The sequence below is a fragment of the Streptomyces sp. Xyl84 genome (genome assembly GCF_059731885.1).
Map to the genome: position 1 here is coordinate 651,413 of NZ_AP029182.1, position 13,725 is coordinate 665,137.

9 protein-coding genes and 1 pseudogene are annotated in these 13,725 nt (G+C 76.3%); 1 reads left to right on the top strand and 9 read right to left on the bottom strand.

Annotated elements, in window-relative coordinates; genetic code table 11:
• Nucleotides 1-57 precede the first annotated feature (57 nt).
• Nucleotides 58-825 (bottom strand): cobalt-precorrin-6A reductase, encoded by a 768-nt coding sequence (locus tag AC6I72_RS02835; RefSeq protein ID WP_498004573.1) that lies wholly within the window; start codon nucleotides 823-825, stop codon nucleotides 58-60.
• Between the two features lie 95 nt (nucleotides 826-920).
• On the opposite strand from AC6I72_RS02835, the gene AC6I72_RS02840 reads away from it, so the two are divergent.
• The gene (locus AC6I72_RS02840) at nucleotides 921-2,084 is read left to right on the top strand and encodes a cobalt-precorrin-5B (C(1))-methyltransferase (RefSeq protein WP_498004574.1); all 1,164 of its coding nucleotides are present in this window, start codon (nucleotides 921-923) and stop codon (nucleotides 2,082-2,084) included.
• Nucleotides 2,085-2,202: 118 nt separating this feature from the next.
• Here the strand turns inward: AC6I72_RS02840 and AC6I72_RS02845 are convergent, their stop codons facing one another.
• The 8 genes and pseudogenes from AC6I72_RS02845 to AC6I72_RS02880 all read right to left on the bottom strand — a co-directional run bounded on the left by AC6I72_RS02845 (nucleotide 2,203) and on the right by AC6I72_RS02880 (nucleotide 13,655).
• The gene (locus AC6I72_RS02845; RefSeq protein ID WP_497999186.1) at nucleotides 2,203-3,216 is read right to left on the bottom strand and encodes an ABC transporter substrate-binding protein; all 1,014 of its coding nucleotides are present in this window, start codon (nucleotides 3,214-3,216) and stop codon (nucleotides 2,203-2,205) included.
• Nucleotides 3,217-3,228: 12 nt separating this feature from the next.
• Entirely contained in the window at nucleotides 3,229-3,996 is a 768-nt protein-coding gene (locus tag AC6I72_RS02850) for an ABC transporter ATP-binding protein (protein ID WP_498004575.1), read from the bottom strand.
• 1 nt (nucleotide 3,997) lies between these two features.
• Entirely contained in the window at nucleotides 3,998-5,053 is a 1,056-nt protein-coding gene (locus tag AC6I72_RS02855; RefSeq protein WP_497999188.1) for a FecCD family ABC transporter permease, read from the bottom strand.
• A gap of 266 nt (nucleotides 5,054-5,319) precedes the next feature.
• Nucleotides 5,320-6,069: a precorrin-4 C(11)-methyltransferase gene (gene cobM / locus AC6I72_RS02860; protein ID WP_497999189.1), complete on the bottom strand. Its 750-nt coding sequence runs from the start codon at nucleotides 6,067-6,069 to the stop codon at nucleotides 5,320-5,322.
• Nucleotides 6,066-6,710: pseudogene (gene cbiT / locus AC6I72_RS02865) on the bottom strand (precorrin-6Y C5,15-methyltransferase (decarboxylating) subunit CbiT); the annotation flags it as partial. The pseudogene cbiT and the gene cobM, both read right to left, overlap by 4 nt.
• 264 nt (nucleotides 6,711-6,974) lie before the next feature.
• Nucleotides 6,975-9,227 carry an ATP-binding protein gene (locus tag AC6I72_RS02870; protein ID WP_497999191.1) on the bottom strand — a complete coding sequence of 751 codons (2,253 nt, stop codon included), beginning with the start codon at nucleotides 9,225-9,227 and terminating at the stop codon, nucleotides 6,975-6,977.
• 105 nt (nucleotides 9,228-9,332) lie between these two features.
• Nucleotides 9,333-10,319: an AraC-like ligand-binding domain-containing protein gene (locus AC6I72_RS02875; RefSeq protein WP_497999193.1), complete on the bottom strand. Its 987-nt coding sequence runs from the start codon at nucleotides 10,317-10,319 to the stop codon at nucleotides 9,333-9,335.
• Between the two features lie 375 nt (nucleotides 10,320-10,694).
• Nucleotides 10,695-13,655, bottom strand: coding sequence for an ATP-binding protein (locus AC6I72_RS02880; RefSeq protein ID WP_497999194.1), 2,961 nt, complete (start codon nucleotides 13,653-13,655; stop codon nucleotides 10,695-10,697).
• Nucleotides 13,656-13,725: the final 70 nt, after the last annotated feature.

Consider the following 13,725-nt stretch of genomic DNA (forward strand, 5'->3'; position numbering starts at 1 on the left):
CCGGGACGGAATCCCGGCCACGGTCCCGCGCCCCGCGTCCGTGGCGCGGGGACGGGTTCAGCCGGTGGACCCGGGCCCGGGCCGGCCGGGAAGCCGCCCGGCGAGCCAGTGGGCCGCCTCCTGCGGGGTGGCCACGGACGGGACGCCCTCGGGCACGGGCGGTCGCCGGACCATGACCACCGGCAGTCCGGCCTCGCGGGCCGCCGTCAGCTTGGGCGCGGTGGCCGCTCCCCCGCTGTCCTTGGTGACGACGACGTCGATCCGGTGGCGGCGCAGCAGTTCGCGTTCCCCGTCCAGGCCGAAGGGACCCCGGTCGAGCAGCACCTCCATGGCCGCCGGGTGCGGCGGCTCGGGCGCGTCGACGGACCGTACGAGGAACCACAGGCCGTCCAGGCCGGCGAAGGCGGCCAGGCCGGTCCGCCCGGTGGTGAGGAACACCCGCCGCCCGAGCCCCGGCAGCAGCCGTGCCGCCTCCTCCAGCGAGGCCGCCTCGTGCCACCGGTCGCCCGCGACGGGGACCCAGCCGGGGCGGCGCAGGGCGAGCAGGGGAACATGGGCGGTGGCCGCGGCCCGGGCCGCGTGGAAACTGATCGTCCCGGCGAAGGGGTGGGTGGCGTCGATGAGCGCGTCGACCGCGTGCTCGCGCAGCCACGCCGTCAGTCCCTCCGTCCCGCCGAAGCCGCCGACGCGGACCTCCCCCGGCGGCAGCCGGGGGCCTGCGACCCGTCCGGCGAGGGAGCTGGTCGCTCTCACTGCGGGCGTGCCGTGGAGCAGTTCCGCGAGCCGGCGGGCCTCGGTGGTGCCGCCGAGGATCAGGACGTGCATGGGATCCGGTCCGTTCATGAGTGGCAGTGAGCAGTGAGGAAGACGACGTGGGCAGGGCGAGCGGCGGGAGCACCGCGGGCACGGACGGCCGGGACGTGCCGCGGGCGGAGGGCGGCGCACCGGCGCCGGCCGTCAAGGGCGGGCGGCGCGGGCAGCTGGAGCACAGCGGGCTGCGGCCGGGCTGGACCACGGGTGCCTGTGCGACGGCGGCCACGACCGCCGCGTACACCGCGCTGCTGACCGGCGAGTTCCCCGACCCGGTGACCGTCACGCTGCCCAAGGGGCAGACCCCGTCGTTCGCGCTGGCGGTGGAGGAGCTGACCGGCGCGTACGCCATGGCGGGCGTGGTCAAGGACGCCGGGGACGATCCGGACGTCACGCACGGGGCGCTGGTGCGCGCCACGGTCCGGGCGCTGCCCGCCGGTTCGGGGGTGGTGTTCAGGGCCGGCCCCGGGGTCGGCACCGTCACCCGGCCCGGCCTGCCGCTGCCGGTGGGTGAGCCCGCCGTCAATCCCGTCCCGCGCCGGATGATGCGTGATCACGTCGCCGAGGTCGCCGCCCGGCACGGGGGCGGCGGGGACGTCGAGATCACCGTCTCCGTGGACGACGGCGAGGAGATCGCCCGCTCCACGTGGAACCCGCGGCTCGGCATCATCGGCGGTCTGTCCGTCCTCGGCACGACGGGCATCGTCGTGCCGTACTCGTGCTCGGCCTGGATCGACTCCATCCGCCGGGGTGTGGACGTGGCGCGGGCGGCGGGGCGCGAGCACGTCGCCGGGTGCACCGGGTCGACCTCGGAGAAGACGGTCGTCGCAGAGTACCGCCTCCCCGAGGACGCGCTGCTCGACATGGGCGACTTCGCGGGCGCGGTGCTCAAGTACGTACGCCGTCACCCGGTCCCCCGGCTCACGGTCTGCGGCGGCTTCGCCAAACTGTCCAAACTGGCGGCCGGCCATCTCGACCTGCACTCCGCGCGGTCCCAGGTGGACAAGGGGTTCCTGGCCGCCCTGGCCCGGCGCGGCGGCGCGGACGAGGCACTGGCCGCGGAGGTGGCCGCGGCCAACACCGGCCTGGCCGCGCTCCAGTCGTGCCTGGCGCGCGGGGTGCCGCTCGGCGACCTCGTCGCCGGGGCGGCCCGCGACGAGGCGCTGGCCGTGCTGCGCGGGGCGCCGGTCGCGGTCGACGTCATCTGCATCGACCGGGCGGGCGCGATCGTGGGCCGCAGCGCGGTGGCCGGCCCCGGCGGCGCCTCCCGGTGAGCCGGTGGCACGGTCCGGTGGACCCGTGCCGGCGTCCGACGGTCCCGCGGTGCCCCGCGCTGACCCCGCACCGCCGTCCGGTGGTCGCGTGACGGCGCACGGTGACCGCCCCGCCGCCTCACCGCCTCCCCGCCACCGTCCGCAGATAGGCACCGAGCCGGGCGATCGCCGCCGGGTTGCGCGGGCTCTCCACCAGGTCGGCGTAGTCGAGGACGAAGATCCTGCGGTGCCTCACGGCGGAGACGTCCCGCAGCGGGGCGTAGGAGAGCAGGAACCGCTTCTTCTGCTCGGCGCCGACGTCGCCGTAGTCGCAGACGACGATGACGTCGGGGTCGCGTGCGACGACGCTCTCCCAGCCGACCGTGGTCCAGGAGTCCGCTGCGTCCTCCATCACGTTGACGCCGCCCGCCTCGGTGATGATCTGCTGCGGCGCGGCGTAGCGGCCGGAGGTGAAGGGCTGGTCGCGGCCGCTGTCGTAGAGGAACACCTTCGGGCGGGCGGCGCCCCGGGGGGCCCGTGCCCGGACGCCGGCGACCTGTTCGCGGAAGCCGGCGATCAGCTTCGCCGCGCGCTCTTCGGCCCCGAAGAGGCGGCCGAGGTTGGTGAGGTCGGCGTAGAGGGCGTCGAGCGGTGGCATGATGCCGCGGGAGGTCGTGGTGCGGCCGTTGCGGCAGGACTCGGTCAGGACGTACGAGGCGATCCCCAGCTTCTCGAGCGCCTCGGGGGTGAGGCCGCCGTCCTCGCGGAAGCCGTAGCCCCAGCCGGCGAGGACGAGGTCGGCGCGGGCGTCGAGGACGTTCTCGCGGGTGAGCTGGTCCTCGGAGAGCCGTCTCACCTTGCGGTAGGCGTCCTTCCACGGCACGCCGGTCAGGTCGCCCTTGTCGTCGGGCATGGCGTAGCCCGCCACGCGGTCCTCCAGGCCGAGGGCGAACATCAGCTCGGTGATGCCCACGTCGTTGGTGACGACGCGCTCGGGGACCTTGTCGTAGGTGACCTTCCGGCCGCAGTTGGTGAGGGTGACCGCGGTGGCGGAGGCGGCGTCGCCGGCCGGCTCGACGCGGGCGCCGCAACCGGTGAGGGCGGCGGTCAGCGCGGCGGCCAGGCAGAGGGCGGCGGCGGGCACGAGGCGCATGGGGGCGTGTCCTTACGTGGTGGGCGGGAGCAGGTCGAACAGCAGCCGGACCGCGCCGGTCTCCGGGTGCCGCACCCGGTGGGCGCGCACCCCGAACACCTCGGCGAGCAACTGGGGGCGCAGGACGTCGTGCGGCGGCCCCGAGGCCACGATCTGCCCGGCGTGGATCACGTGGAGCAGGTCGCAGTGGGCGGCGGCGAGGTTGAGGTCGTGCAGCGCGGCCAGCACGGTCAGGCCGCTGTCGCGGACCAGGGCCAGCACGTCCAGCTGGTGGGCGATGTCGAGGTGGTTGGTGGGTTCGTCCAGGACCAGCACCCGGGGCTGCTGGGCGAGGGCGCGGGCCATGAGAACCCGCTGTCTCTCGCCGCCGGACAGGGCGAGCAGGCCGCGGTCGGCGAGGTGGGCGACGCCCGTGCGGGCCATGGCCCGCTCGCAGATCTCCCGGTCCGCGGCGGCCGTCCGGTCGCGGTGCGGTGTGCGGCCCATGGCGACGACCTCGGCCACCGTGTAGTCGAACTCGGCCGACGACTCCTGCGGCAGGGCGGCCAGCACCCGGGCGGCGCCGCGCGCGTCCCCGGCGTGCAGGTCGTCGCCGTCGAGCCGGACCGTGCCCGCGGCCGGGCGCAGCGCCCGGTACACGCAGCGCAGCAGGGTCGACTTGCCGCTGCCGTTGGGGCCGACGAGTCCGACGAACGTCCCCGGCTCCACGGTGAGCCGGACGTCCTCGACCAGCCGGCGGCCGGCCGCCTCGACCGTCACGTCCTCGATGTCGACGCGCATCTCAGCGGCCCGGGAACGCGTAGCCACCGCGCCGCATCAGCAGCAGGAACACGGGCACGCCGACCACCGCCGTGACGACCCCGACGGGCAGTTCGGCGGGGGCGAGCAGCAGCCGGGACACCACGTCGGCCCAGACCAGCAGGACGGCCCCGGCGAGCGGTGCCACGGCGAGGACCCTGCGGTGGTCGGCGCCGACCGCCATCCGTACGACGTGCGGCACCATCAGGCCGACGAACCCGATGGCGCCGCTGACGGCGACCACGGTCCCGGTGACGGCCGCGGTGACGACGAAGACCTCCCGGCGCAGCCGTGCGGGCGGCACCCCGAGCGCCGCGGCGGTCTCGTCGCCCATGGCCAGGGCGTTGAGCGCCTCGGCGCGCCGGCGCAGCCACGCCCAGCCGGCCGCCACGGTGCCCGCGGCGAGCGGCACCTGGGCCCAGGTCGCGCCGCCCAGGCTGCCCAGCAGCCACATCATCGCCGACCGGGCCGCCTCGCCGCGGGCCGCGCCGAACACCATGACGGTGGTGAGCGCCTCGAAGCCGTACGCCAGGGCGGTTCCGGTCAGGACGAGCCGCAGCGGGGACAGGCCGCGCGGCGAGCGGGCGACGGCGTAGACGAGGACCATGGCCGCCAGGCCCGAGGTGAACGCGGACACCGACAGCGCCCACACGCCGAGGCCGGCGAACGCCCCCATCAGGATGACGGCGTTGGCGCCGACCGCCGCTCCCGAGGAGATGCCCAGCACGAACGGGTCGGCCAGCGCGTTGCGCACCATGGCCTGGACGGCGACGCCGACGGTCGCGAGCCCGGCTCCGACGACGGCGCCGAGCGCGACCCGCGGCAGGCGGATCTCCCAGACGATGGTGTACGCGGCGGCGTCGCGCGCGGGCACGGTGCCGCCGGTGAGCCCTGCCGCCAGGTGGCGCAGGACGTCCGGCCAGGCGACGGAGGCGGCGCCGAGGCCGACCCCGCACACGAGCGAGACGAGGAGCAGCAGTCCCAGGCCGGCGGCGAGCGGCGGCAGGGGTGTCCGGCTGGGAGTCGTCCTTCGGCGCACGAGGGGGCCGTCCTTCGGCTGGGCCGCCTGCGGGACGGGAAGCAGGAGATCAGCCCGTACGGCCCGCCGGGCCGCGCGGTCCCCTCTCGCAGTCCGCGGCGAGCAGTCAACGGGTCGCACCACCCACGGGCGATCGGGCTCGCGCGAGGGGCCGTCAGGCCCTCGCGCACACCGTTGCGGGTCAGCGCCGGACTCTCACCGGACTTCCCCCGCGGGAGGCAAGGGGAGCCTAACAAACGGCGCGTGGGGTCCGCCGCGGGGCCCGGTCAGCACACGTGCCGCTCCCGCTCGGGCGAGTACAGGTGGCTGTCGCCGAACTGTTCCGCGCCCAGTGTGCGGCCCACGACGATCACGGCGGTGCGCAGCACTCCGGCCGCCTTCACCTGCTGGGCGATGTCGTCGAGGGTGCCCCGCAGGACCAGTTCGTCGGGGCGTGAGGCGTAGGCGACGACCGCGGCGGGGCAGTCGGCGCCGTAGTGCGGGAGCAGTTCGCTCACGACACGGTCGACGTACCGGGTGGCCAGGTGCAGCACGATGAGGGCGCCGCTGCGGCCCAGCGTGGCCAGGTCCTCCCCCGGCGGCATGGCGGTGGCGCGCTGGGCGATCCGGGTCAGGATGACCGTCTGGCCGACGGTGGGCACGGTCAGTTCCCGCTTGAGGGCGGCCGCGGCGGCGGCGAAGGCGGGCACGCCGGGGACGATCTCGTAGGGCACCCCGGCCGCGTCGAGCCGCCGCATCTGCTCGGCGACGGCGCTGAAGACGGACGGGTCGCCGGAGTGCAGCCGGGCCACGTCGTGGCCCTCCTCGTGGGCGCGCACCAGTTCGGCGGTGATCTGGTCCAGGTCGAGCTGTGCGGTGTCGACCAGACGGGCTCCCGGCGGGCATTCGGCGAGGAGTTCGCGGGGGACGAGGCTGCCCGCGTACAGGCAGACCCGGCAGGCGGCGAGGGTGCGGGCGCCGCGCACCGTGATGAGGTCCGCGGCGCCGGGGCCCGCGCCGATGAAGTACACGGTCATCTGTCTGCTCCTGTGGGTTCTTCGACGGTCTTGCGCACGGCCCACTGGGTCACCGGCATCGCCTGCCGCCACCCGGTGAAGCCGCCCACCGGCACGGCGTGCGCCACCGCGAGCCGCACCAGTTCGCCGCCGTGGCGCCGGTAGGCGTCGGCGAGCAGCGCCTCGGACTCCAGGGTCACCGTGTTGGCGACGAGCCGTCCGCCGACGGGCAGCGCCGTCCAGCAGGCGTCGAGGAGGCCGGGGGCGGTGAGTCCGCCGCCGACGAATACCGCGTCGGGGGGCGGCAGTTCGGCCAGCGCCCGGGGGGCCGTCCCGGTGACCACGCGCAGGTGGGGCACTCCGAGCCGTTCGGCGTTGCGGATGATGCGCGCGGCCCGCACCGGGTCCCGTTCGACGGTGACCGCCCGGCAGGCGGGGTGGGCGCGCATCCATTCGACGGCGATGGAGCCCGATCCGCCGCCGACGTCCCACAGCAGTTCGCCGGGGCAGGGGGCGAGCGCGGCCAGGGTGGCGGCCCGGACGTGCCGCTTGGTGAGCTGTCCGTCGTGCTCGTACGCCTCGTCCGGCAGCCCCGGCACGACACCCAGGGGCACGGCGCCCGGGGTGCCTTCGCGGCCGGCGGCGGGAGTCGGTCGTCCTGGTCGGGCGGGCTTCACGTGCTGGTACCTCGGGGTCGGGCGGCGGACGCGGGCACTTCGGCGTGCGGGGGTGCTTCGCCGGGTGGCGCACTCGGGGGGCAGGGGCGCACTCTACTGGGCGGTGCCGTCCCGGGTCACAGGGGGCTCGGCGGCGCGGTGCCGGCCCCGGCCGCAGGGGGCGGGGAGCGTGGTGCCGGCAGCACGCGCCGCAGCCGCCGCAGGCCGGGTGGCGCGGTGCCGGCCGCAGGTTGTCCGCCGCGGGCGCCCTCACCCCGCCGGCCGGGTCTCCGGCCCGGGCAGGGCTTCCGCCCTGGCCCGGATCTGTCCGGCGCGGGCGACGCGCAGGGCACCGAACAGGTCGGCCGACCGGGTCCAGTTGACCCGGGCCGTCTCGGTGTCCCCCTGTTCCAGCTGGGCGGCCGCGAGGTGGTCGAGCACGTCGGCCACGTTGTAGTCGTCCAGGACCTCCTGGTAGAGGTCCAGCGCCGCGCGGTAGTGCTCGATCGCGGCGGTGAGGTCGCCCGCGCGCTGCCAGGCGTAGCCCATGTGCCTGCGGGTCGCCGCCTCGTCGTGGCGGTTCCCGGTCTCGCGCAGCAGGGGGATCACCTCCTCGCAGGTGGCGACGGCTTCCTTCGGGTCACCGTGGACGGAGAGGAAGTAGGCGACGATGGCGAGGGCCCGCGCGATCTCGTACGGCTCGGCGAGAGCGCGGGCGAGCGCCAGGCTGTTGCGCGCGTGCCGCAGCCCTTCCGCGTGGCGTTGCTGGTAGTGACGGATGCGGCTGGCGTGCCGCTCCGCCTGGAGCTGCTCCTGCGGGGGCAGCCGGGGCATCTGGCGCAGGATCAGGCCGAGCAGGTCGTCGGCCTCGTCGATGCCCCCCGTCTCGACGAGCGCCCGCGACAGGTGGGCGGCGGTCCTCGCGACGGCCACCGGGTCGTCCAGGGCGAGAGCCGCTTCGAGCCCGATGCGCGAGGCGGAGATCTCCTCGGCCCAGCGCCCGGTGACCGAGTTGTAGGCCACCCATTCCACCGTGACGTCGATGCGGTGGCGCCGCAACCGTGCGTCGTTCAGGGTGCGCAGCGCGGCCGCGGCGGTGGTCTCCTCCTGGCGGTACCACTCCAGTGCTTCCTCGCGGTCGTCGATCGTGACGCGTGCCACGCCGGGCACCGGGTCGCCGGCCGGGGCGGACGGGAAGCGCCAGACGAACCGGTTGGCGGCGCGGGCGTTGTGGCGCAGGTAGTCCAGCAGGCGCATCTCGGCTCCGAGGCGGTCCTCCTTCTCCTGTTCGAGGAGTTCTGCGCCGTAGGCCCGTACCAGGTCGTGCAGGACGTAGCGGCCCTCCGTGTCCCGGGTGAGGAGGCTGGCCGCGGTCAGTTCGCGCAGATGACGGCGGGCCTGGACCGTCTCGACACCGCCGAGCGAGGCGGCGGCCTCGGCGGAGACCGCCGGACCTGGGTGGACGGCGAGGTACCGGAAGAACCGTGCCGTCGCGGGTGTGAGCGCCTGGTAGGACCACGAGAAGACGGCGCGTACGTCGGCCTGCCCGTCGGCGGCCGACAGCGCGTCCAGCCGCGATCGCGCCTCTCCCAGCTCCCGCACGCCTGTCCGCAGCGGCATCCCGGGCGCCGCGTTCAGCTGCGCCCCCACGACGGCGACCGCGAGCGGCAGGCAGCCGCACAGCGCGACGAGTTCGGCGGCGGCCGCAGGCTCCGCCGCGCACCGCTCCTCTCCGATCCGGGCGGCGAGCGCCGCAAGGGCCTCCTCGCGGCTCCACACGTCCAGGCTGACCAGCGAGGCCCCCTCCGTCGCCGCGAGGCCGGACAGCCGGTTGCGGGAGGTGATGATCGTGAGGCAGCCCGGGGCGGCCGGCAGCAGCGGCCTGATCTGGTCGGCGTCCCGCGCGTTGTCCAGGACGACGATCAGCCGCCGCGACGCGCTCCGCTCCCGGAACAGGGCGCTGCGCTCCTGCACGCCGGCCGGGATGTCGCTGCTGGGCACCTCCAGCGCCCGCAGGAACCCGCCGAGCGCCTCCCCGGGGTCCAGGGGGCGGGCCTCGGCCTCGAAACCCCGCAGGTTCACGTACAGCTGGCCGTCGGGGAAACGGTCCGCCACCTGGTGCGCCCAGTGCACCGCCAGCGCCGTCTTGCCGACTCCGGCCATGCCGCCGATCGCGGAGATGACGACGTGGCCGCCCTGTCCGGCCACCCGCGCGGTGAGCCCGTGGACGGCCGCCAGCGCCTCCGTGCGCCCGCGGAAGGCCGTGAGGTCCGGCGGCAGTTGCCGCGGGACCCGCCGGGTGCGCCGGGCGGACGCGCGCACCAGGCGGCGCCGCTCGTCCTCCTCCAGCTCCAGGGCGTCCAGCAGCTCGCCGAGAGTGGCCTGGCGCGGCAGGCTCCGTCCGCGCTCCATGTCACTGATCGCGCGGACACTGACTCCGGATGCCTCGGCGAGGCTCTCCAGGGTGAGCAGGGATCGCTGCCGTGCCTCGCGCAGCAGCCCGCCGAACGTACCCTTGTCCATCCCCACCTCCGGCGACCCGCCCGGCGCGCCTGTCATGGCCGGATGTCACCGCTTCGGAATCGGCATGAACCTAGCAGTTGTGGATCGGGCACCACAGTTGCCGTCTCACCTGGTGGGCCCGGGGCGGGCACCGGGCGGCGGGGCGGACGCCCGCCACTGGCTGGGCGAGCAGCCGTGGACGGACTTGAAAGCACGGCTGAAGTGCGCCGCGTTGCGGAATCCCCAGCCGCGGGCCACGGCGGAGATCGTGCGGCCCTCGTGTCCGGGGCGCAGCAGCTCGCGGGCGCACTCCTCGATCCGCCGCCGCTGGATGAGCCGGTGCACGGTGGTGTCCTCGCTCTCGAACAGCGCGTGCAGGTAGCGCAGCGAGATGCCGTGGTCCTTGGCGACGAGCGCCGGGGAGAGCCTGGGATCGCGCAGATGGGCGTCGATGTGGGCGCGGATGTCGTCGACGGTCCGCGCGCGGGGGGTGAGCGGCGCGGTCCCGTCCGGCCGGCGGGCCTGCTCGTCGACGAGGGTGGCCAGCAGGTCCGCGAGACTGCCGGCGAGGCGGTCCCTGACGTGGCCCGCGAGCGCCGCCGCACCGGAGGCCATGTCCGCGGCGAAGGGCCGCAGCAGCGCCGCCACGCCCTCGGTGGCGGGGATGGCTCGGCCCGTGACCTGCCGGGCGCGTGCCGCGGAGGGGCCCAGGGCCTGCTCCGGGAGCCGCAGCGCGTACAGGTGGAACGGCGTGTGCTGGTCGAGGGAGAAGGGCCGGCGCAGGTCCAGGAGTGCCAGTTGTCCGGCGCCGAGGACCGCCTCGCGTCCGTCCTGCCGTACGGCGGCGGTGCCCTCCTCCTGGAGAAGCAGGACCAGCCGGTCGTCCCGGACGGCCGACACCAGCCGGGCGGTACGGCTCAGCCGCAGCGGCGCGGCCCGCATCGACAGCAGCCGCAGGCAGCCCGCGTCGCCCGTGGTGAGCGTGCCGCGGAAGTCCGCGGGCCCCGGTCGTGGCGTGACGTCGACGGGGGCCAGTCGTCGGCGGACCGCGCTCTCCCAGTGTCCGGCACGGTCGGCCGGCGGTACGGATGCCGTGCTGACCTCGTCGTGCATGGTGACTGCCCCCTCTCGGCCCGGTCCCGGCGGCGGGACGGACACGTGTGCCTGTGCGTCTCTCCAGCCTGGGCGGCGGCGCCGCGAGGGCGGTAGGTCATTTGACCCGCGGAGAGGGGGGGAGGCTCGGCCGGTCACCGCGCCGGCGTGCCGCCGCGGGCCGGAGGGTGAGGGATGCGGTGCGAGCAGCGGGGACCCCGGGCTCCGGAGCGCAGGCACGACTCGACGGTGCCGACCCGTGCGGAAGAGGTACGAGGCCGTCCGGACCCGCAGGCCCACCACTCACGGGAGAGACATGGGGCCGTCCCGGCCCGCAGCGCGCCGTCACCGGTGCCGTCCCCGTCGGTCAGCGCGGGCGGTGGGCCCCGCGCGCTTTCACGCGCCCGTCCCCTCCAGGGCCCGGGCGAGCGCGGCACGCGAGGCGATCCCGAGTTTGGGGAAGGTCTTCGCCAGGTGGCCGCCGACGGTCCGCGGGGACAGGCCCAGCCGGGCGCCGATCTCCTTGTTGGTCAGCCCGTCCGCCGCGAGCCGGGCGATCCGCAGTTCCTGCGCGGTGAGCGAGGCCGGGCCCTCGGTCCGGGTGCGGGCGGCCCGCAGTTCCCGTTCGGTCCGCTCGGCCCAGGGCCGGGCGCCCAGCGCGCGGAAGGTCTCCAGCGCCTGTTCCAGCACCTCCCCCGCGCGCGGGCGCCTGCGGTCGCGCAGCCACGCGCCGTGCGCCAGCCGCAGCCTGGCCAGTTCGAACGCCCACTGGCCCGCGCCCGGTACGGCGTAGGCGGCCTCGTAGAGCGCGTCGGCGTCCTCGTCGGCGGCGGCGAGGGCGCGGGCGGCGGCCAGCAGGAACGCGTGGTGCGGGGAGATGTCCCCCATCCGTGCCGCGCCGCCCGCCGCCACGTGCGCCCGTGCCTCGGCCGTCCGCCCGGTGCGCAGGGCCGCCTCCACGAAGTCGAAGAACGGCAGGTGGAACCAGGGCAGGGCGGCCGGCAGCACGCCGGGCGGGGTCAGAGCGGCCAGCGCGGAGTACGCCTCCTCGTCCCGGCCGTGCGCGAGGGCGGCCAGGGCGCGCAGGTGCGTGAGGTGGTCCTCCACGAACGTCATACGCGCCCGGGCGGCCGGCGGCCGGATGGCGCCCTCCACCGCGAGCAGCCCCTCCTCGTCGCCGCGGCCGGCCAGGAAACGGGCGTAGTGGTTGCGGAAGAGCAGGGCGTTGCAGTGGTACCCGAGGGCGTCGGCCGCCTCGGCCTCGCGCAGGCACACCTCGGCCCGGTCCCACTCGCCCCGCAGGTAGGCCTGGTGGGCGCCGGCCTTGGCGATGCTGCCCTGGGTGGCGTAGGCGTGCTGGCCCAGGAACCGGCGCCACAGGGACGCGTCGGCCATGTCGAGGGCGGTGGCGGTCCACAGCAGCAGCCAGGCGGCTCCGGCCTGTTGCTCCTGGCTCATGGTGCGGGCCGTGGCGTGCAGTTCGGCGCCCGCGCCGTGGGCGGTGCGGGCGGGGTCGGACCAGGCCCGGCGGCACAGGTCGGCCAGCGGCGAGACCTGGTGCCGGTGGGCGCGCAGCACGGCCCAGCCGCGGGCGTCGCCGGTGTAGACGGACGCCAGCAGCAGTTTGAAGTAGACCTGTTCGGCGAGGTCGTCGAAGGGGCCGGCCCCGGCTCCCGTCCGGGCGAGGGCGTCGAGGGCCTGGGGAAGCAGGGTGAACGACGACGCGAAGTCGACGTGGTGGCTCTGGTCGACGTAGACGACGGCGTAGGCGTGCAGCGGCGCGCTGTCGGCGGGCACCGGCGCGCGGCGCAGCTCCTCCACGAGCCTGGCAGCGTACGGGAGCCGCCCGCCGCGGGCCGCCATGGCCGCCGCCCAGGTCAGGCGGCGGGCGCGGGTCTGGGCGCCGGTGCTCAGGACGGCCGCGCGGTGCAGCAGCAGCGCGCCTTCGGCGTCGCCGCCGCGCAGCGCCAGGCGGCGGCCGGCCTCCTGGAGCCGTCCGGCCAGCTCGTCGTCGGGCAGCAGGGTGGCGTCGGCCTCGTGCCCCAGCCGGCGGGGGTCGTCGTAGGGCAGAGCGGCGGCGAGCGCGCGGTGCGCGGCCCGCCGTTCGGGGCCCGAGGCGCGGGCGACGACGGCGCCGCGCACCAGCGGGTGCCGGAAGGTGAGCCGGCCGTCCGGCTCCAGGCGTGCCAGGCCGCTCGACTCGATCTCGTCGAGCACCTCGTCGGCCCGGTCGGGGGCGAGCCCGGCCGGCCAGGCCGGTATCGCCCACATCGCCGCCGTGCCGCCGAGAGCGGCGTGCAGCAGCACGCGGGCGGCCTCGCCGGACAATTGGTCCAGCCGGGGTGCGAACAGCCGCTCCAGCCGCCCGCCGAGCGGGAACCGCCTCGGCAGGGGCATCACGCCGCGTGCCTGGTCGGGATGGAGGTGCACGGGCAGCTCGACCAGGGCCAGCGGGTTGCCCGCCGCTTCCTGCAGGATGCGGTCGGCCGTGGGGAGCGACAGGTGCGGGTGCCGGGTCCGCAGCAGCGTGCGGGCGTCCTCGCCGTCCAGCGCGGTCAGGTCGACCACCGTGCCGGGCCTGCCCTCGGCCGCCGGGCCCTCGGGGCGGCCCGCGCTGACGAAGGCCAGCGGCACCTCGCCGGTCCTGCGCTGCAGGAAGGCGAAGACGGCCGCGCTGGAGGAGTCCACCCACTGCAGGTCGTCCACGAGGACCAGTACGGGGCGCATGCGCGCCTCCCCGGCGAGCAGGGCCAGTACCGCCGCGCCCACCAGGAAGCCGCCCCGCGCCGGTTCCGCGTCCTCGCCGAGGGCGAAGGCCAGCGCCCGGCGCTGCGGTTCCGGCAGCGCCCGCATACGGTCCGTGAGGGGCCAGAGCAACTGGTGCAGCGCGCCGAACGGCACCCCTGCCTCGGCCTCGGAACCCACCGCGCGCAGCACGGTGAACCCCAGGGCGCGTGCCTCGGCGTGCGCCCAGTCCAGCAGGGCCGTCTTGCCGATCCCGGCCTCACCCTGCAGCAGGGTCCCCGTGCCCCCGTCCCCCGACCGTGCCTCGCGCAGCACCCGGCGCAGCAGCTCCTGCTCCGGGCCACGGCCGGCGAGCGCGACGCGGTCCTCCCGGGAATCCGGGCCGCCGGACAGGCCGGCGGCGTCACGCTCGGCGGGTGCTCCGCGCCTGCCGGGTGCGCCGGGCTCGCCGAGCGTGCCTCGCTGACCGGATGCGCCGGGTCCCTGCGAGGGCCGCGCGGGGCCGGCCCCGGCGGTCTCGGGACGTGCGGCGACCGGCCGGGGTCGCGCGGTGACAAGCTCGGGGCCTGCGGTGAGGGGGCCAGGCGGCGTGGCGAGGGAACCAGGCGGCACGGTGACCGGCTCGGGCCCTGCGGCGACGGGTCGGGACGGCCTGGTGACGGACTCAGGCCGAACGGTGACC